This window comes from Listeria ivanovii subsp. londoniensis, from assembly GCF_000763495.1.
Taxonomy (GTDB): domain Bacteria; phylum Bacillota; class Bacilli; order Lactobacillales; family Listeriaceae; genus Listeria; species Listeria londoniensis.
The window spans coordinates 2,131,185-2,150,875 of record NZ_CP009576.1 but is presented as its reverse complement, the minus strand read 5'-3'; the positions used below and the strand labels follow the sequence as shown (position 1 = coordinate 2,150,875).

Annotated in this window: 19 protein-coding genes, 1 other RNA gene, 1 pseudogene and 1 riboswitch; of the genes and pseudogenes, 18 read left to right on the top strand and 3 right to left on the bottom strand. The window is 37.9% G+C overall.

What is annotated here, in order from left to right; translation table 11 throughout:
• Positions 1-29: 29 nt before the first annotated feature.
• The gene (recU, locus tag JL53_RS10530; RefSeq protein ID WP_038407587.1) at positions 30-638 is read right to left on the bottom strand and encodes a Holliday junction resolvase RecU; all 609 of its coding nucleotides are present in this window, start codon (positions 636-638) and stop codon (positions 30-32) included.
• Positions 639-883: 245 nt separating this feature from the next.
• On the opposite strand from recU, the gene JL53_RS10525 reads away from it, so the two are divergent.
• The 11 genes and pseudogenes from JL53_RS10525 (at position 884) to JL53_RS10480 (ending at position 10,254) form a co-directional block, all read left to right on the top strand.
• On the top strand, positions 884-1,249 hold the full coding sequence (locus JL53_RS10525) for a YppE family protein (protein WP_038407586.1): 366 nt from the start codon (positions 884-886) through the stop codon (positions 1,247-1,249).
• The gene (locus JL53_RS10520; protein WP_038407585.1) at positions 1,246-1,794 is read left to right on the top strand and encodes an SLOG family protein; all 549 of its coding nucleotides are present in this window, start codon (positions 1,246-1,248) and stop codon (positions 1,792-1,794) included. Before JL53_RS10525 ends, JL53_RS10520 begins: the two co-directional genes overlap by 4 nt.
• A 129-nt stretch (positions 1,795-1,923) precedes the next feature.
• Positions 1,924-2,265 (top strand): cell division regulator GpsB, encoded by a 342-nt coding sequence (gpsB, locus tag JL53_RS10515; protein ID WP_038407584.1) that lies wholly within the window; start codon positions 1,924-1,926, stop codon positions 2,263-2,265.
• Between the two features lie 36 nt (positions 2,266-2,301).
• Positions 2,302-2,684, top strand: an RNA gene (gene rnpB, locus JL53_RS15380) — RNase P RNA component class B.
• 160 nt (positions 2,685-2,844) lie between these two features.
• Positions 2,845-3,984: a THUMP domain-containing class I SAM-dependent RNA methyltransferase gene (locus JL53_RS10510; protein WP_038408240.1), complete on the top strand. Its 1,140-nt coding sequence runs from the start codon at positions 2,845-2,847 to the stop codon at positions 3,982-3,984.
• Between the two features lie 24 nt (positions 3,985-4,008).
• Positions 4,009-5,517, top strand: a complete 1,509-nt coding sequence (locus tag JL53_RS10505; RefSeq protein WP_003720209.1) for a carboxypeptidase M32 — start codon at positions 4,009-4,011, stop codon at positions 5,515-5,517.
• 45 nt (positions 5,518-5,562) lie between these two features.
• Positions 5,563-5,663: riboswitch (purine riboswitch) on the top strand.
• A gap of 82 nt (positions 5,664-5,745) precedes the next feature.
• Positions 5,746-6,324, top strand: coding sequence for a xanthine phosphoribosyltransferase (locus JL53_RS10500; RefSeq protein ID WP_003720207.1), 579 nt, complete (start codon positions 5,746-5,748; stop codon positions 6,322-6,324).
• Positions 6,325-6,330: 6 nt separating this feature from the next.
• A pseudogene (locus JL53_RS10495) lies at positions 6,331-7,645 on the top strand (nucleobase:cation symporter-2 family protein).
• Between the two features lie 189 nt (positions 7,646-7,834).
• Positions 7,835-8,893, top strand: coding sequence for a chitinase ChiA (chiA, locus tag JL53_RS10490; RefSeq protein WP_038407582.1), 1,059 nt, complete (start codon positions 7,835-7,837; stop codon positions 8,891-8,893).
• Positions 8,894-9,034: 141 nt separating this feature from the next.
• A complete protein-coding gene (gene rpsN, locus JL53_RS10485; RefSeq protein ID WP_038407581.1) occupies positions 9,035-9,304 on the top strand; it encodes a 30S ribosomal protein S14 in 270 nt (89 codons plus the stop codon).
• A 77-nt stretch (positions 9,305-9,381) separates the two neighbouring features.
• On the top strand, positions 9,382-10,254 hold the full coding sequence (locus tag JL53_RS10480; protein ID WP_038407580.1) for a 5'-3' exonuclease: 873 nt from the start codon (positions 9,382-9,384) through the stop codon (positions 10,252-10,254).
• A gap of 19 nt (positions 10,255-10,273) precedes the next feature.
• Here JL53_RS10480 and JL53_RS10475 read toward each other — a convergent pair whose 3' ends face one another.
• Together JL53_RS10475 and cspD are read right to left on the bottom strand one after the other, a co-directional pair.
• The gene (locus tag JL53_RS10475) at positions 10,274-10,672 is read right to left on the bottom strand and encodes a ribonuclease HI family protein (RefSeq protein ID WP_003720201.1); all 399 of its coding nucleotides are present in this window, start codon (positions 10,670-10,672) and stop codon (positions 10,274-10,276) included.
• 122 nt (positions 10,673-10,794) lie between these two features.
• Complete coding sequence (gene cspD / locus JL53_RS10470) at positions 10,795-10,995, bottom strand: cold-shock protein CspD (RefSeq protein ID WP_003720200.1); 201 nt, start codon at positions 10,993-10,995, stop codon at positions 10,795-10,797.
• Between the two features lie 379 nt (positions 10,996-11,374).
• Between cspD and mntR the strand changes: the two genes are divergently transcribed.
• From mntR to JL53_RS10435, 7 genes are all read left to right on the top strand, one after another.
• Positions 11,375-11,803 (top strand): transcriptional regulator MntR, encoded by a 429-nt coding sequence (gene mntR, locus JL53_RS10465; RefSeq protein ID WP_003720199.1) that lies wholly within the window; start codon positions 11,375-11,377, stop codon positions 11,801-11,803.
• A 160-nt stretch (positions 11,804-11,963) separates the two neighbouring features.
• Entirely contained in the window at positions 11,964-13,646 is a 1,683-nt protein-coding gene (locus tag JL53_RS10460; protein ID WP_038407579.1) for a formate--tetrahydrofolate ligase, read from the top strand.
• A gap of 121 nt (positions 13,647-13,767) precedes the next feature.
• The gene (locus JL53_RS10455; protein WP_038407578.1) at positions 13,768-15,660 is read left to right on the top strand and encodes an ABC-F family ATP-binding cassette domain-containing protein; all 1,893 of its coding nucleotides are present in this window, start codon (positions 13,768-13,770) and stop codon (positions 15,658-15,660) included.
• A gap of 12 nt (positions 15,661-15,672) precedes the next feature.
• Positions 15,673-16,617: a thymidylate synthase gene (locus JL53_RS10450; RefSeq protein WP_038407577.1), complete on the top strand. Its 945-nt coding sequence runs from the start codon at positions 15,673-15,675 to the stop codon at positions 16,615-16,617.
• 14 nt (positions 16,618-16,631) lie between these two features.
• Positions 16,632-17,114 carry a dihydrofolate reductase gene (locus JL53_RS10445; RefSeq protein WP_038407576.1) on the top strand — a complete coding sequence of 161 codons (483 nt, stop codon included), beginning with the start codon at positions 16,632-16,634 and terminating at the stop codon, positions 17,112-17,114.
• A gap of 52 nt (positions 17,115-17,166) precedes the next feature.
• Positions 17,167-18,045 carry a putative RNA methyltransferase gene (locus JL53_RS10440; RefSeq protein WP_038407575.1) on the top strand — a complete coding sequence of 293 codons (879 nt, stop codon included), beginning with the start codon at positions 17,167-17,169 and terminating at the stop codon, positions 18,043-18,045.
• Between the two features lie 65 nt (positions 18,046-18,110).
• On the top strand, positions 18,111-19,622 hold the full coding sequence (locus JL53_RS10435) for a phosphohexomutase domain-containing protein (RefSeq protein WP_038407574.1): 1,512 nt from the start codon (positions 18,111-18,113) through the stop codon (positions 19,620-19,622).
• The last annotated feature ends 69 nt before the right edge of the window (positions 19,623-19,691 follow it).

Sequence of the window (19,691 nt, the reverse complement as noted above, 5' to 3'; positions counted from 1 at the left end):
AAAATCTCTCTCCTTTAAATAAGGGTTGACTAGAAGTATATTTTTTCTATCGTTTTCAAAAAGTCAAGCCTTGGATTTAGACCATAAGGAATTTGGTCTGATACATCTTGTATTTCTGCTAAAGTAACAGATTTTCTTCCACCACTCTGCATTCGTTGCCAAAACGGATAAAACTTTTCAAATGGAATGAAGTGAGTTTCTCCGAGTTTTTGAAAGGCGATAATGACAAAAACAATGCCATCTTGTTTTAAGACACTCGCCATATGTGTCATTTGGTGACGATGGAAATTGCTTAGAGGAAAGGAAGTAGTATTTTGCGTTTCTTTTGCTTCGAAATCAACATACTTTCCTTTGTAAACACCATTGTAATCTGTTGTAGAGGGTGTTTTGAAGTAGGCTTCCTTAATTTTTGCACTACTTCTTTTTGGATAATCCACGCTGACAATTTGGACAGGGGTAGGTTTTTTATGGATGACAGCCATATCGTGCGCTAAATAATAAGCAATCGTATCGTTTAAGTCATCTTCTAAAGACATACCACGTTTGCCATAAGAAACAGTTTCTTTTCGCTTTTTTTGCGGAACTGTCCGCTCAGGGCTTGCTGCATATTTTTTGCCGTTAGGGTAGCCAATAGCCATTTTTCTCACCTCTATCAGAAAATTTCTATTCTGAATTTTAGACTAACATCTATTATAACAAATAAAAATGAAAATGATAGTGTCAATTAGATGCAAAATGTCTCTTTTTAGCAAGAATTTGTCATGAAAAACGAACGTACCTTCGTCTATTTTACCATAATTTCGTCAATAATCTAATTTTAGGCAAGATTTACCTTCCTATGCTATTCTGGAAGTAAGCGAATTTTGAAGGAAAGAGTGATGGTATGGAACTTTTAGAACGTACGGAAAAACTGCTTCTGCAAAACGAAAAAAATTGGGAATTATACCTAAGTAATCGCGAAGCAGCAAAACCGTTTGATTTTTATAAAGAGATGAAGCCATTTGTGGACGAAGCAAAGAAGCTTGCGGATGATTTTTTAGAGTTAGCTATTCCATGGGTAAATAAAGAACGTCCGCCGTATTTAGGGGAACTCCAACTTAGACAAGCATCTGACAATATTCAAATGACAGCAGTGAGCGCATTTAATGGAAAGTCTTTTTATAAGCACTTCTTGGATCATTATGAATCTACTAAGTATACACTAACAAGAGTAAGAGATTTCTTAAAAAGAAAAGAGGAATTGATGTGAAATCCATCGCCGTGACGGGATATAAAAATTTTGAACTGGGAATTTTTAAAAAGGATGCGGATGAAGCTGTTTATATTAAGGAAACTATCAAACGCCACTTAATCTCGCTTGTAGAAGATGGTTTAGAATGGGTTATTATTTCTGGGCAACTTGGAGTTGAACTTTGGGCTGGGGAAGTTGTGACAGAGCTTAAAGCAGAGGAGTACCCTTTAAAGCTTGCTGTCTTAGAACCATTCGAAAAGCAAAGCTCTAACTGGAATGAAGCCAATCAATTATGGGCAAATGAAATTCTTGCTGTGGCAGATTACCACGCATTTATTACAAAGCGACCATATGAAAATCCAGCGCAGTTTCAAGTAAAAGACGGTTTTATAATTGATAATACAGACGGAGCTTTGCTTGTATACGATTTAGAAAAGGAAGGTTCGCCAAAATTTTTCTATGAACGAGCTAAAATAGCCAAAGAGCAGTCGGATTATTATTTAGAATGCATTGATTTTTATGCCCTTCAAGATGTAGTGGATGACATGAATCAAACCTTTTAATGCAGGAATGAATAGTAATTTTAGAAAAATATCCGTATAGATTGACAAATGATGTGAGATTTGGAAAAATAAGGGTAAGTATAAGACTAGAACAAAAATATGTAGGAATAGAGATAGAGGTGGAGTTACATGACTTCGGAACAGTTCGAATATCACTTAACTGGTAAAGAAATTTTGGAAAAAGAATTTAAAACTGGGCTTCGTGGATACAATCCAGAAGATGTCGATGAATTTTTAGACATGGTTATTAAAGATTACAGCACATTTACACAAGAAATTGAAGCGCTTCAAGCTGAAAATATTCGTTTAGTACAAGAATTAGACAATGCGCCAGTGAGAACAGCTGCGCAACCAACACCAGCATTTCAAGCAACTACACAACCAGCTGGGACGACCAACTTTGATATCTTAAAACGTCTTTCTAATTTAGAAAAACATGTTTTTGGAAATAAGCTGGACGACAACGAATAGGTGTGCTAGTATAAGTAAGTTAACAAAAAAAGAATAACGTTCGGATAATCGCTGTTTTCTTAGGGAAGCAGAGGAAAGTCCATGCTCGCACGGTGCTGTGATGCCCGTAGTGATCGTGCCTGGTCAAACAATAAGCCAGGGCATTCCGGATTTCCGGTTTGACGGCAGGTGAATGACCTAAGTCTACTAGATATGGTCTTATAACCTTGAAGGTGCCACAGTGACGAAGTTCCGGCAGAAATGCTCGGAAGTGGAACGAGGTAAACCCCACGAGCGAGAAACTCAAACTTATGGTAGGGGCACTTTTCCCGAGGAATCAAGAACGAGGGACGAGGCGCGAATTTATTTTCGTGCAGATAGATGGTTATCTCTTTACTATTACCCTGTATATAGTAAAGAACAGAACATGGCTTACAGAGCGTTATTTACAGGATGAAATTAACATTGAAGGCTGTTTTAGAAGGCCGGAGCGCAAGTTTTAAGGTGGTGTTCGACCTGGTTGAATGCCTATTAAAACAATCGACTTCCGCTTTTAAAGCAGCTTTTTTCATTAGAAATTTAATTAAAGGATGGGACACTATGAAAACATTTCAGTTGGTGGCAACCGCGGCTTCTGGTTTAGAAGCTATTGTTGGGAAAGAAGTGGCACGCTTAGGTTATGAACCAAAAGTTGAAAACGGTAAGGTTTATTTTGAAGGGGATTTAGCTGCAATTGCTAGAGCTAACTTATGGCTTCGTGTTGCAGATCGTGTGAAGATTGTGGTTGGTGTTTTTAAAGCGACGACATTTGATGAATTATTTGAAAAAACAAAAGCATTACCGTGGGAAGATTATTTGCCGCTAGATGCGGAGTTTCCTGTTGCTGGGAAATCAGTTAAATCAACGCTCTATAGTGTTCCTGACTGCCAAGCAATCGTGAAAAAAGCAATTGTTAATCGTGTGAGTGAAAAGTATCGCCGATCTGGTCGTTTAATGGAAACAGGAGCGCTTTTTAAGCTAGAAGTTTCGATTTTAAAAGATGAAGTTACTTTAACAATTGATACGAGTGGCCCGGGATTACATAAACGTGGCTATCGTTTAGCGCAAGGTAGTGCACCAATTAAAGAAACGATGGCAGCAGCACTTGTTTTACTTACAAGCTGGCATCCTGATAGACCTTTTTATGATCCTGTTTGTGGTTCTGGAACAATTCCAATAGAAGCAGCTTTAATTGGCCAAAATATTGCACCAGGTTTTAACCGTGAATTTGTATCAGAAACATGGGATTGGATGCCGAAACAAATTTGGGCGGATGCGAGACAAGAAGCAGAGGATTTGGCAAACTATGACCAACCACTAAATATTATTGGTGGAGATATTGATGCTCGTTTAATTGATATTGCAAAACAAAATGCTGTCGAAGCAGGTCTTGGTGATTTGATATCTTTCCGACAACTTCAAGCAGCGGATTTTCAAACAGAAGATGAATATGGTGTAGTGGTAGCGAATCCACCATACGGAGAACGACTAGAGGATGAAGAAGCTGTCCGTCAACTTTATCGCGAAATGGGTATTGTATATAAAAGAATGCCTACTTGGTCTGTATATGTTCTAACTTCTTATGAATTATTTGAGGAAGTTTATGGTAAAAAAGCAACGAAAAAACGGAAATTATATAATGGTTATTTACGGACTGATTTGTACCAATATTGGGGTCCGAGAAAACCACGTGTGAAATAAGAAGACTGAATGGAGGAGTTAAATTTGGTAGAAACATTAGAACAGGAATTTTTAGCCTATATAAAAAAAATGGAAGCACTGGAAGAAGCTTTAGCATTAGTGTATTGGGACCTTCGAACAGGGGCACCTGTAAAGGGAATGGAAGGACGTTCAGATGTCATTGGTGTTCTTTCCGAAGAAATATTCCATATGCAGACATCCGAAGAAATGGCCGCTTTTATTGCGGGACTAAATCTAAATAAAGAAAATCTATCCGAAGTTACTCGTAAAACTTTAGAAGAGTCTCAAAAAAATTATGATTTAAATAAAAAAATCCCAAGTAAAGAATATGCCGAATACACCAAACTAGTGGCTCAAGCAGAAACAGCTTGGACAACGGCTAGAGAACAAAATGATTTTGCAGCATTTGAACCATTTTTGACTAGGATTTTGGAAATGAAACGCAACTTTGTGGATTATTGGGGTTACGCGGAAAATAAATATGATACATTGCTTGATCAATATGAGCCTGGTGTAACAGTTGCAGTACTTGATTCTGTGTTTGAAAAAGTTCGTGATGGTATTATGGCTATTCGTGAAAAAATTGCCAAAGAAGGAATTAAGCCAGACGCAACAATTTTAAACACAAAAATTTCTGTAGCAAAACAAAAAGAATTTAGTATTCGAATTTTAAACAAAATGGGTTTTGATTTTGAGGCAGGCCGATTAGATGAAACGGTACATCCATTCGCGACGGGATTAAATACCGGTGATGTTCGAATTACTACACGTTACAATGAAAATGATTTCAAAATGGCTGTTTTTGGAACTATCCATGAAGGTGGGCATGCGATTTATGAGCAAAATTTTGATGAAGCGCTTGTAGGAACACCACTAGCAAATGGGGCTTCCATGGGGATTCATGAATCACAGTCGCTATTTTATGAAATTATCATTGGTTCTAGTCTGGCTTTTTGGAAAAGTAATTATGCTGATTTTCAAGCAATTACAAAACCGGCTTTTGATGATGTGAAGCTAGAAGACTTTTATCGTGCTGTGAATATCTCAGAAAGTTCACTGATTCGAATTGAGGCGGATACTTTAACTTATCCACTTCATATTATGATTCGCTATGAACTTGAAAAAGCGTTAATTAATGGCGATTTAGAAGTAAAAGACTTACCGAAAGCCTGGGGAGACAAATACGAAGAATACTTGGGTATCCGTCCAGATTCTGACACAAACGGCGTCTTGCAAGATATTCACTGGGCGGGTGGCGATTTTGGTTATTTCCCATCGTACGCGCTTGGTTTAATGTATGCGGCACAGTTCTACCATCAAATGCAAAAAGAAATCCCTAATATGGATGCGATTATTGCAAGTGATGACTACTCTGAACTAAAAGAATGGTTGACTCAGCACGTTCACCAATTTGGTAAAACAAAACAACCACTAGAAATTTTAACAGATACAACTGGCGAAGGGCTAAATCCAACCTACTTACTAGATTTACTAGAAAAAAGATATGCTTACGTCTACCAGTTTGACAAGTGAAAAATTAGCTTGACCTAGTTAATCTAGAAAGCTATAATAAACCACATAACTTAAAATCGAAATACTTATATAATAGTTGCGATTGGGCAACGAGTTTCTACCTGGTTACCGTAAATAACCGGACTATGAGTAGTTTGTATAAAGAAGTCACTAGGATTTTTGGTGGCTTCTATACTGCTTCTCTAAAAATAGAGGAGCAGTTTTTTTATTTTGAAAGGAGAATATCACTTGAAACTACTGGAAGAATTTATTAAAGAAAAAGGGACCGTTTTACCAGGCAACGTCTTAAAAGTAGATGCTTTTTTAAATCATCAAATTGATCCTGGTTTGATGCAAGAAATCGGGAATGAATTTGCTGAACGATTCAAAGGTTTAGGCATTACCAAAATAGTAACGATTGAATCATCAGGTATTGCTCCCGCAGTTTTTGCAGGATTAGCGCTTTCAGTTCCAGTTGTTTTTGCGCGGAAGAAAAAATCGGTCACACTAACAGAGAATCTTTATACTAGTAGGGTTTATTCTTATACCAAAAAGGAATCAAATGATATCTCAGTTTCGAAATCATTTTTAACAGAAGCAGATACGATTTTGGTGATTGATGATTTTCTTGCTAATGGACAGGCTGCACTTGGGTTACTTGAACTTGCTGAACTTGCTGGAGTCAAAGTAGCAGGAATTGGTATTGTGATTGAAAAATCATTTCAACAAGGCCGAGCATTATTAAATCAAACAGGGATTCCCGTTTACTCACTAGCTAGAATATCCTCACTTGAAAACGAAGAAATCTTATTTTTAGAGGAGGAATAAGTCTAAATGTTAGGTAAAGGAAAAATTGCTGCTTTAGGTTTTCAACATGTTCTTGCGATGTACGCAGGGGCAGTGATTGTGCCATTATTAATTGGCGCTGCACTAGGGTTTAACGGAGAAGAGATGACATACTTAGTTTCGATCGATATTTTTATGTGCGGGATTGCAACGCTCTTACAGTTAACGGTTAATCGTTTTTTTTGGAATTGGTTTACCAGTTGTATTAGGCTGTGCAGTTCAAGCGATTGCGCCAATTATTTTAATTGGTCAGGATATGGGAATTGGCGCGATTTATGGCTCTATAATTGTTTCTGGACTTTTTGTATTATTGATCGCTCCATTTTTCTCTAAAGTTGTACGATTTTTTCCACCTGTTGTAACTGGATCGGTTGTGACAGTTATTGGCTTAACACTAATTCCGGTAGCGATTAATAATTTAGCTGGCGGGGAAGGTGCGAAAGATTTTGGTTCGATGTATAATCTTGGTCTTGGGTTTGGCACTTTATTGTTAATTATTTTAGTTTATCGCTTTGGTCAAGGGTTTTCTAAAGCAATTGCTGTTCTGATTGGGCTTGTTGGTGGTTCCATTTTTGCGGCGCTTTATAAAGGTATTTCACTTGGGCCTGTAAATGAGGCTAGCTGGTTTCATATGCCGAAGCCATTTTACTTTGGAACTCCAACATTTGAGTGGCCAGCAATTATTACGATGATTTTAATTGCGCTTGTCAGCATGGTTGAATCTACGGGTGTTTACTTTGCCTTATCAGATATCACGGAACAAAAATTGACTAAAAAGGATTTGACTCGTGGTTACCGAGCAGAAGGACTGGCGATTATGCTTGGTGGTGTTTTTAATACTTTTCCATATACTGCTTATTCCCAAAATGTTGGCTTAGTTCAGCTTTCCGGGATTAAAACGCGTAAAGTTATTTATGCGACTGCTGTTTTTTTAATTGTCTTAGGGCTAATTCCTAAAATCGGAGCGATTACAACGATTATTCCAACGCCAGTTCTTGGAGGAGCTATGGTTGCAATGTTTGGAATGGTTGTAGCACAAGGAATTAAGATGCTAGGCAAAGTCAATTTTACATCGCAGGAAAACTTATTAATAATTGCTTGTTCGGTTGGAGTAGGTTTAGGAGTTACAGTAGTTCCTGACTTATTTAACGCATTTCCAGACTTTGTTCGCCTATTTACGAGTAATGGCATTGTAGCTGGAAGTGTGACAGCAATTGCGCTTAATATCATCTTTAATATGATTCCACACCGTCACCGTAAAGCGAAAGAAGTGACAAATCCGGAACCGCAACATGCCGACTGAAAAATAAAACAGTTTTATTTGGGCTATTTTTTTCTCAGTGTTTGTAAATGAAAATGATTTTAAAAGCGAAATTGGTCTATATCAATTTCGCTTTTTTGCTGTTTTTCTAGTTTTGTTTTCAGTAGGCTGGGTATTTTCTAGTAGCTCCAAGGTTAGCTTTTGGGGTAAAACAGTAAGGGGGAAAAGTAGATGAATGGGAAACCAATAATGTTTGGTGGTTTATCTTTACTTTTAGTAGGAACGGGAATTGGGTCATTTGGGGGCACAGCGCAGGCAGCAACGGATGATGCATCTATTATGCCGGATATCTCTAATAAACAAGTGTTAGTTGGATATTGGCATAGCTGGAAATCAACTGGAAACGATGGCTATCAACAAGGCACCTCCGCAGATATTGCTTTAAAAGATACACCAAAAGCATATAATGTGGTGGATGTTTCTTTCATGAAAGGCGACGGGGTGAATCGTATTCCGACATTTAAACCTGTGGGAATAAGTGATAGCGATTTCAGAGCGCAAGTGGGGGCTTTGAACAAAGAAGGACGTGCAGTTTTATTAGCTCTTGGTGGTGCAGATGGACACGTTGAATTAAAGGCAGGGGATGAGCAAGCATTCGCAAATGAAATTATTCGCCAAGTAGAAAAATACGGATTTGATGGCTTAGACATTGATTTAGAACAAAGTGCTATTACTGCTGGGGACAATAAAACCGTTATTCCGGCAGCGTTGAAAATGGTAAAAGATCACTACAAAGCAGAAGGTAAAAATTTCTTAATCACGATGGCGCCAGAATTCCCTTACTTAAAGCCTGGAAGTGCCTATGAAAGTTATTTAACCTCTCTTGCTAATTATTATGATTATATCGCCCCACAACTATATAACCAAGGTGGAGATGGTGTTTGGGTGGATGAAACGAACCAATGGATTGCCCAAAACAATGACACACTGAAAGAATCATTCTTATATTATATGGCAGATTCTTTTATTAATGGAACGCGCGGTTATTTAAAAATTCCTGCGAATAAATTTGTCTTTGGTTTGCCAGCTAATGTGGATGCCGCTGCAACTGGTTATGTAACAGATCCGCAAATTGTCAAAAATGTCTTCACTCGCCTGCAAGCTAAAGGAACGCCTGTAAAAGGGATTATGACTTGGTCGGTTAACTGGGATGCTGGTAAAAATAAAGCTGGCGTTGCGTATAACAATGGCTTTTCAAATGCTTATGGGCCCCTTGTAGGAACTAAATAAATTAAAAACCGCTTAATTTCTATCATTTGAACGATGGACTTTAGGCGGTTTTATTAACAAAAAAACAGAAAGCTTGCATTCATTTTAAAACAGGTGTATGATTTAAATCGGAATTATTACTATTTAAGAAAGGAGCATTTTATGGCTAAAAAATCAAAAGTTGCTAAACATGAGCAGCAAAAAGCATTGGTAGAGAAGTATGCTGAATTACGTCGAACGCTAAAAGCTGAAGGTCGTTATGAAGAACTGGGTAAATTACCAAGAAATTCATCACCAACAAGATTACACAATCGCTGTGCCTTAACAGGTCGCCCACATGGTTATATGCGTAAATTCGACATGTCACGGATTCGTTTTCGTGAATTAGCACATCAAGGACAATTACCCGGCGTGAAAAAAGCAAGCTGGTAAAATACCTCTTTTTTTCTGCGAGCCAGTTATAATTATGCTACAATAGAGGGCAGTAGAAAGAAATTGGAGGACTATATATGAGCGAGAATCGAGAAAATTTGCTTGTTGTTGATGGAATGGCATTACTTTTCCGGGCCTTTTATGCAACGGCAGTTTCGAAACAGTTTATGTTTAATCAACATGGAATACCAACAAACGGGGTTCAAGGATTTATGCGTCATATGTTTGCAGCAATCCGCCAAAGTAATCCAACCCATACACTTATTTGTTGGGATATGGGTTCTCAGACATTTCGTAATGAACTTTATGATGGTTATAAAGCTGGCAGAACCGCTCCGCCAGAAGAAATGATTCCACAGTTTGATTTAGCCAAAGAAGTTGCAACTGGGTTTGGTTTTGTGAATTTAGGTGTACCAGGTTTTGAAGCGGATGATTGTATTGGCACGATTACTGTCCAGGCTGCAAGTACTATTTCAACCACAGTGCTAAGTGGTGATAAGGATTTATTACAACTGATTGCACCAACGAATGATGTTTGGATTATGCAAAAGGGTTATGGCAATTATAAACGATATAATGAAGTGACATTTTTTGAAGAAATGGGTATTACTCCGCGCCAGTTCATTGATGTAAAAGCACTGATGGGGGATACCTCAGATGGATATCCTGGTGTTCGTGGCATTGGTGAAAAAACAGCAATTAAATTAATTCAAGAATACGAATCAATTGAAGGAGTTTTATCCAACCTCGCTAAACTCAAGCCAGCACAGCAAACGAAAATTCAAGAAGACTTAGCGATGTTAGAACTAAGTCAAAAATTAGCTAGAATTCATACAGAAGTACCGCTCGAGATGAATTTGGATAGCTTAAAATATAACGGTTTTAGGGAAGATGCCTATTCAGTTATTGAAAAATATGGTTTAAAAACGCTCACTCGAGACATAGAATAAAAACAGAAGCAAGCTGGTGCTATTTCCCAGATTGCTTCTGTTTTTTTATAGCTTGACGTGCCAGTTGATCTGCTTGTTTATTTTGACTGACATGGCGCCATTCGACAAAGAACAATGCAAGAGGATCACTCATCTGTAAAATTTCATCAAGATGATGTTTAAATAAAGGATTTTTAGCATGTCTTTTCTGAATGGCTTCTATCGCCACTTTAGAATCTGAGTATAGACGAATGAAAGTTGCTTGCTTTTTTAGAGCTGCTTCAAGACCTAGTTTAATCGCGATGAATTCCGCTTCATGGTTAGTCATAACTGCTAGAGGAATCGCCAATTGTTCATGTATGCCATCTGCTTTTAAAACTATGCCTGCACCGCTTGGACCAGGATTTCCTGCACTTGCTCCATCCACGAATACTTCCATTTTTCATTTCCTCCATATTATGTAATGTGGCTTTATTATAGAAGGAAAGCATTCTTTTTGCAATAAAAAAACCGGCAAATGAAGCTACCGGTTTTTAAGTCCGTGTCTACTAAGTAACTGATTTAGGCTTTCTCTACATTCGCAGCTTGAGCACCACGGTTACCTTCTACGACTTCAAAAATGACCGCTTGACCTTCTTCTAAAGATTTGTAGCCATCACCTTGGATTGCTGTGAAGTGAACAAAGATATCTTCGCCGCCGTCTGATTCGATAAAACCGTAACCCTTTTCATTGTTAAACCATTTTACTTTCCCATTTTGCATCGAAATAAATCCTCCTAAGTATGGCTAATAATTGCTAAAAATCGTTTCTTTTAAAACGCTTACATTTCAAACGAAAAAAATTTCTCGCAAATACGCCCTTTTCAGTTCATAGCGTCACCGCATATGATATTAACACTATAAATCAAAATACCTATCAACGTCAAGCTGATTTTTATATATTTTTTAAATTTTTGGACTTGTAAGAGCTTACTTTTTTGATTTTATATCTAATTTAGCTGCTAAAAACTGCACTCAGTTTAAAAACAAACGTGAATTTGCTAGGAAAAAATTTCGTTTTGGAAAGGGTAATTGCTTTTAGAAAGCCTCATATTATAGTACAATTGGCTATGTGAAAGAAATTAAGTTGGAGGGTATAGCTATGCCAACACCTAGTATGGAAGATTATATTGAAAAAATCTATTCCCTAATTGAAACAAAAGGTTATGCTAGAGTTTCGGATATTGCAGATGAATTATTTGTCCATCCATCTTCCGTAACAAAAATGGTACAGAAATTGGATAAAGATGAGTATTTAATCTATGAAAAATATCGTGGATTAATATTGACAACTAAAGGAAAACAAATGGGGAAAAGGCTACTAGAAAGACACGCATTACTAGAAAGTTTTTTAAGTATTATTGGCGTAGAATCCTCCCATATTTATCACGATGTGGAAGGAATTGAACACCATTTAAGTTGGAATTCTATTGACCGAATTGGGGATGTTGTGAAGTTTTTTGAAGAACATCCAGATGCTCTAAAAGCACTCAAGACAATGGAAGTGAATAGACCGGAAACAAAAGAATAATGGTAATCCAAGGGTCAAATGCTGATTTTTGCGCAATCAGGTATTTCTTTTGAATCAAAAAATGGTGTTACATCAATCGGTGTCGCGCTTTTTTGATGCAGTAAAGAAAGTCAAAGCATTTTGATTCTTTGTTACAATATACATATTCGGAGGGGTTAACATGTCAAATAAAGTGAAATCAGATATTGAAATTGCATCGAATGCTGAAATTCTACCAATTACAACAATTGCAGAACGTTTAGGACTTGATGCGGATGCACTCGAACTATACGGCAAGTATAAAGCGAAATTATCCTATGATACCATTCACTCTTTAACAGACAAACAACCAGGAAATCTTGTACTTGTGACAGCAATAAATCCAACACCAGCTGGTGAAGGGAAATCTACTGTAACTGTAGGACTTGGAGATGCGCTCTCCAGAAAAGATAAAAAAACAGTCATTGCACTTCGCGAACCATCACTTGGACCAACTATGGGAATTAAAGGTGGAGCAACAGGAGGGGGATTTGCGCAAGTTATCCCAATGGAAGACATTAACTTGCATTTTACTGGTGACTTTCATGCAATAACTGCTGCTAACAATGCGTTATCAGCGTTTATTGATAACCATATGCAACAAGGTAACGAGCTCGGAATTGATGGTAGACGCATTGTTTGGAAACGTGTGGTTGACCTAAATGACCGCGCACTTAGAAAAGTAGTTGTCGGGCTAGGTGGTCCTATCCAAGGAGTTCCACGTGAAGATGGTTTTGATATTACGGTAGCATCAGAAATCATGGCAATTATTTGTTTAGCAAGTGATTTAAAAGACCTAAAGAGACGTCTTAGCGAAATTGTCATTGGCTATAATAATAAAAAAGAACCAATTACTGTTGGCGAAATGGGGTATGAAGGAGCATTAACTTTACTTTTAAAAGATGCGCTAAAACCTAATTTAGTCCAAACTTTAGAACATACACCAGCCATTGTCCATGGTGGTCCTTTTGCGAATATTGCTCATGGTTGTAATAGTGTATCTGCGACAAGCACAGCGTTAAAATTAGGTGATTATGTAGTAACAGAAGCAGGATTTGGGGCAGATTTAGGTGCAGAGAAATTTTTAGATATTAAAGTTCCTGCTCTTGGAAAAGCACCAGATTGTGTCGTTATTGTTGCAACAATTCGCGCACTGAAAATGCATGGTGGCGCTTTAAAAACGGAGCTTAGTGAAGAAAATGTCGATGCACTTCAGAAGGGTTTTACTAACTTACAAAAACATACAGAATCGATTGAAACATTCGGGATTCCTTATGTTGTCGCTATCAATAAATTTATCACCGATTCAGATGCAGAAGTAGCGAAACTTGAAGCTTTATGCGAGGAGAATGAGATACCATTTTCACTCACTGAGGTTTGGGAAAAAGGTGGAGCTGGCGGATTAGAGCTAGCCGATAAAGTAATCGCTGCTGTAGAAAGTGAGAAAGCAGACTACAAACGCATTTACGATGATGCTTGGTCGATGGAAGAAAAATTAGATGCGATTGTTACGAAAGTTTATGGTGGAATTGGTGTGGAATTATCAAGTAAAGCACAAAAACAAATTATCGACTTCAAAAAATATGGTTGGGATAGATACCCGATTTGTATGGCAAAAACACAATATTCCTTATCGGATGATCCAACACTACTTGGTCGGCCGACAGATTTTGTCATTCATATTCGCGAATTCATTCCAAAACTTGGTGCGGGATTTGTTGTTGCTTTAACAGGCGATGTAATGACGATGCCTGGTTTACCGAAAAAACCTGCAGCGCTAAATATGGATGTCGACGAAAATGGAAATGCGAAAGGCTTATTCTAATTATTCAAGTTCCAAAAGTGCGTTAAACACTTTTGGAACTTTTTTTCTAATCAAAACCAATTGCTAAGTGACGCTTTTTCAGCTAGAATAGATAGGACAGAACGGAAATGGATGGGACTAAATGAAACAATTAAAAGTAGAAAATTTAACCAAAACATATGGCGAAAAAAGCCTTTTTGAGAATATTTCACTAACCATTACAGAGGGTGAGCGAATTGGTTTAATTGGTGTGAATGGCACCGGGAAATCAACCTTATTGCAAATTATCTCTGGAAGCGAATCGGGAGACAAAGGAACCATCACGAAAGCGAAAGACTATACGATTGGCTATTTAGCACAAGATCCTATTTTTAATGAGGAAGATACAGTTCTTTCAGCAGTTTTTGACGGAGATACAGCAGCGCTCCGGGCAATGCGTAGATATGAAGAAGTACTACTTGCTATGTCACTTGATTCAGAAAATACAAAGCTTCATGATGCCTATACAGTTGCGAGTCAAGAAATGGATGCAAGTGCAGCTTGGGATATGAACACGGAAGCAAAAACAATTTTAGAGCGACTTGGGATTACTGATTTAACAGCCAAAATTAGCGAGCTTTCTGGTGGTCAACGAAAAAGGGTCGGGTTGGCGCAAGTTTTAATTGAAACCCCGGATTTACTTATTTTAGATGAACCTACTAACCACTTGGATTTTCAGTCTATTCGGTGGTTAGAAGAGTATTTGAATCGTTTCAAAGGTGCTGTGTTACTTGTAACCCATGATAGGTATTTTCTGGATCGCGTGACGAATCATATGGTTGAGTTAGATCGTGGTTCTGCTTATCGCTATGTTGGTAATTATGAGAAGTTCATGGAATCAAAAGCTGTTCGAATGGAAAACGAAGTCCGTGAATCAGAGAAAAATAAAAACCTTTATCGTAAAGAACTTGCTTGGATGCGTCGTGGTCCTCAAGGTCGAGCAACGAAGCAAAATGCAAGACAAGACCGATTTCATGATTTAGAGAAGAAAGTGAAAACGAAAACGGATGATGCTGAATTAGCGATTGATTTTGTTACTAGTCGTTTAGGAAAAGATGTCTTTGAACTTAAAAACTTAGAAAAACACTTTGATGAAAAACAAGTATTGCAAGATTTCAGTTTAATCATCCAGCCAGGTGAACGGCTTGGGATTACGGGGAATAATGGAACTGGAAAATCCACTTTACTTAACATGCTTGCCGGGAAACTAGCACCAGATACTGGGGAAGTCATTACTGGGCAAACGGTTCAAATTGGTTATTACACGCAACAAAATGAAGAAATGGACCCAGATATGCGAATGATTGCTTATTTACAAGAAGCAGGAGAACAAGTCACGACGTCCGGTGGCGATGTAATCAGTGTGAGTGCCATGCTAGAACGATTTTTATTTCCACCAAACTCGCATGGTAAGAAAATTGGCAGTCTGTCGGGTGGCGAAAAAAGACGTTTATTCTTACTACGAATTTTGATGGAACGGCCGAATGTTTTACTATTAGATGAACCTACTAATGATTTAGATACGCAAACACTTACCGTATTAGAAGATTATTTGGAAACATTTAATGGAACAGTAATTACCGTAAGTCATGATAGATATTTCTTAGATAAAGTGGTTAATAAGTTGCTAGTTTTCCGAGCAATTGGTGAAGTAGAAATTTTCTACGGGGAGTACAGCGATTATTTACGAGAACTCGAAGCTAAAGGAAAACCAGCAAAATCAATGAAAAAAATGGCCAATACTTCCGCAGAAAAAGCCGCTCCGGAAAAAAAGCAAAAAGTGAAGCTGACGTATCAAGAACAATTAGAGTGGGATGGTATTGAGGAAGCGATTAGTAAATTAGAACAAACGATAGAAACGTTAAATGAAACACTGGAAAAAACAGGAGCAGATTTTACAAAGGCGGCAGAAATTAGTGAGGAAATTACTGTAAAAGAAACGGAACTTGAGGAAATGATGGAACGCTGGGAATTTTTATCACAATTTGCGGAATAAGGAGTGCGAGCGATGAAACAATATTTGGATTTAGAAAAATACGTTTTAGAGAATGGAACACAAAAAGGAGATCGCACTGGAACTGGAACAATCAGTACATTTGGTTATCAAATGCGTTTTGATTTACAAGCGGGTTTTCCAATTATGACAACGAAACGGGTGCCATTTAAACTTGTAGTAAGTGAATTACTATGGTTTTTACATGGAGATACGAATATTCGCTACCTTTTACAACATAAAAATAATATTTGGAATGAATGGGCTTTTGAACGGTTTGTAAGAAGTTCTGATTATACAGGCGAAGATATGACAGACTTTGGCTTGCGAGCGGAAAAGGATCCTGCATTCAAAGAAGTGTATCAAGCGGAAATGGAAAAATTTAAAGCACGTATTTTAGAAGAAGAAGAATTTGCCAGTAAGTACGGTGAACTCGGTAATATTTACGGTAAACAATGGCGTGAATGGAAAACTTCACAAGGGGAGACGATTGATCAGTTAGCAGATTTGATTGAAATGATTAAAACAAATCCAAACTCACGCCGGTTGATTGTATCTGCTTGGAATCCAGAAGATATTCCGAACATGGCTTTACCACCATGTCACTCATTGTTCCAATTCTATGTGGCAGACGGAAAACTTTCGTGCCAGCTTTATCAACGTAGCGCCGACATATTTTTAGGAGTCCCGTTTAATATTGCCAGTTACGCACTTCTTACACATTTAATTGCTCGTGAAGTAGGACTAGATGTAGGGGAGTTTATCCATACAATGGGAGACGCACATCTTTATAACAATCATATCGAACAAGTGAAAGAGCAATTAACAAGAACTCCGCACGCGCTTCCGAAATTAGTGCTTTCCGATAAACCAGCCACTATTTTTGATTTTGATGTGGCTGATATTTCACTAGATGGCTATAATCCAGATTCAGCGATAAAAGCACCAATTTCAGTATAAAGGAGGTTTTTTGGATGATTATTTTTGTTTGGGCACAAGACCGCGCCGGCAATATTGGAAAAGCTAACAAGATGCCGTGGTACTTACCAGGAGATTTACAGTTTTTTAAAAAAACAACCACTGGAAAAACACTCGTCATGGGACGGAAAACCTATGAATCGTTAGGAAAGGCTTTACCCAATAGAAAAACTATTGTATTAACTCGAGATAAGGAACTGCATTTAAGTGACGCAGAAGTCCTTCATTCGCGAGATGAGGTGTTGGATCTTGCGAATACTGGCGAACCAATTTATGTAGTTGGTGGTGCGGAAATCTATCGCTTATTCATAGATGTGGCAGATAAGTTAATTGTTACAAAAATTGAAGCCGAGTTTGATGCAGATACCGCCTTTCCAGAAGTGGATTGGGAAAATTTTTCGGAAGTCGCAAAAGAAACTCATGAAAAAGATGAAAAAAATAAGTACAACTACACATTTTATACGTACGAAAGAAATTAGTAGAAACGTTGCCTATTCGCGGGCAACGTTTTTCGAGTGGGGTGAAAATTAATTGTTATCAAAAATGGAGATAAATAAGCTTGCTATGATAGAAAGTATCTCACTTCTTGCTTGTCCAATTTGTGGCGGTGAATTTGTTTTTAAAGAGCCACACTCATTTGTCTGCCCAGAACAGCATGGATTTGATATTGCCAAGCCAGGGTACTTACATTTACTCAAGCAAGCACATAAGACCAAGTATGATCAAACTTTGTTTGAATCACGTAAAAAAGTGATTGCGAGCGGGTTTTTTGAGAAGTTAATTGAACGGATGACAAATATTATTATCGCGAATACAGAAAAACCAGCACTCGTTTTATATGATGCTGGTTGTGGTGAAGGAAGTCATTTAGCACGAGTGGCAAAGGAGCTTGAAGTAGGAGGACAGTCCATACAAGCTGTGGGATTAGATATTGCAAAAGAAGGTGTTAAACAAGCTGCGCGTGACTATCCGGGAATAGTTTGGACGGTAGCAGACCTAGCCAACTGTCCTAATCAATTAGAGACAGCAGATGTGATTTTAAATATTTTATCACCTTCGAATTATGAGGAATTTAATCGGTTACTAAAAAAAGATGGCTTTTTACTTAAAGTAGTTCCAGAAGAGAATTATTTACGCGAATTGCGCGAATTTATTTATGTCGATGAGAAAAGTAGCTATTCAAATGAGTCAGTAATGTCTCGACTAGCGGAAAAACTAACGGTCGAACAGGTGGAACGAATAACTTATAAAGCGCCAATCGCCAAAACATTATTTGTGGATTTTCTTGAAATGACACCACTTGGTTGGCACATTGGTGCAGAGAAAAAACGTCATTTATTAGCAAATCCGCCGCAAGAGCTAACCGTGGATCTGCAAATCATTATTGCAAGAAGAGCACCACTTTTGTAAAACTATGTGAATGATGCGCAATATAAGCTATAATGAAGTGGAAAATATGAAGCTGGAGGAATGACATGAATCAAGCAGAAACGAAAGCATTAGAAGCACTGCAAAACGGATCAGACATACGTGGAATTGCGATTGCTACAGAAAAATATCCGATTACATTGACAAATGAACGTGTAGAAAAGATTGCTTATGGATTTGCGAAATGGCTAAAAGCAGAAAAGGGTGTGGAAAATCAGGCAACGGTAGCGATTGGTCATGATAGCCGACTTTCAGCGGAACGATTAAAAGCGGCACTTGTAAAAGGACTTTTATTTGCAGGTATAGATGTAGTTGATGTGGGACTTGCAACGACACCGGCAATGTTCATGGCAACTCAATATGAGGACTATAATTGTGATGCAGGAATTATGATTACAGCGAGCCACCTACCATTTATGTATAACGGACTAAAATTATTTACGAAATCTGGCGGTGCAGAACATGAGGATATTGATTATATTGTTTCGCATGCGGATAAATCTTTTATAGAAACAGGATTAAGTGGTGGTAAAGTAACAAAACAAGATTTACTTTCTACCTATGCAGCAGACTTAACCGCAAAAATCAGAGCAGGTATTACTGGGGCCGCTGATAAAATGAAGCCATTAGAAGGAAGTCATATTATTGTTGATGCTGGAAATGGGGCTGGCGGTTTTTTTGCAGAGAAAGTACTTGCAGAACTTGGCGCAGATATTTCTGGTAGTCAATTTTTAGATCCTGATGGACATTTCCCCAATCATATTCCGAATCCGGATAATGAAGAAGCGATGGCTAGCTTGAAAAAAGCAGTTCTTGCAAGCGGTGCAGACTTAGGTGTGATCTTTGACACCGATGTTGACCGTTCAGCTATTATGGATAAACATGGGGAAAGCCTGAACCGCAATCCACTCATTGCTGTTATTTCAAGTATTATTTTACAAGAAAAACCAGGAACAACGATTGTTACTGACTCGACTACTTCTGGTCACTTGCAAGCCTTTATTGAAGAAAAAGGTGGAAAACAACACCGTTTTAAACGTGGCTATCGAAATGTAATTAATGAGGCACTTCGACTAAATAGAGAAGGAACAGCTTCTGAAATTGCGATTGAAGTAAGTGGACATGCGGCGCTAAAAGAAAATTATTTCCTTGATGATGGCGCCTATTTAATTGCAAAAATTTTAATGAAATACGCAACCCTTCTTAGAAATGGCGAAGACTTAGCTGATTTAATTGCCGATTTAAAAGAACCGGCCGAAAGCGAAGAAATTCGGTTAAATATTACAGCAACTGATTTTAAAGCGTATGGTCAAGATGTGTTAGCAGATTTACAGAAATTTGTTGAAGCAGACGCAGATATGTCTTTAGAACCAGGAAATTTGGAAGGTATTCGCGTCAATACAAGTGGTGCACTTGGCGAAGGTTGGTTCTTGTTACGTATGAGCCTGCACGAACCAGTGATGCCAATGAATTTAGAAAGCGATGAAGTTGGCGGAATTCAGAAAGTGAAAGAGCGGTTAGCTGGATTTTTTGCGAGTAAGATGGAATTAGAAGTATAAGAAAGATTAGAAGTCAACACTATGTTGGCTTCTTTTTTTATGCAAAATGCTTAACAAATAAATGGACGC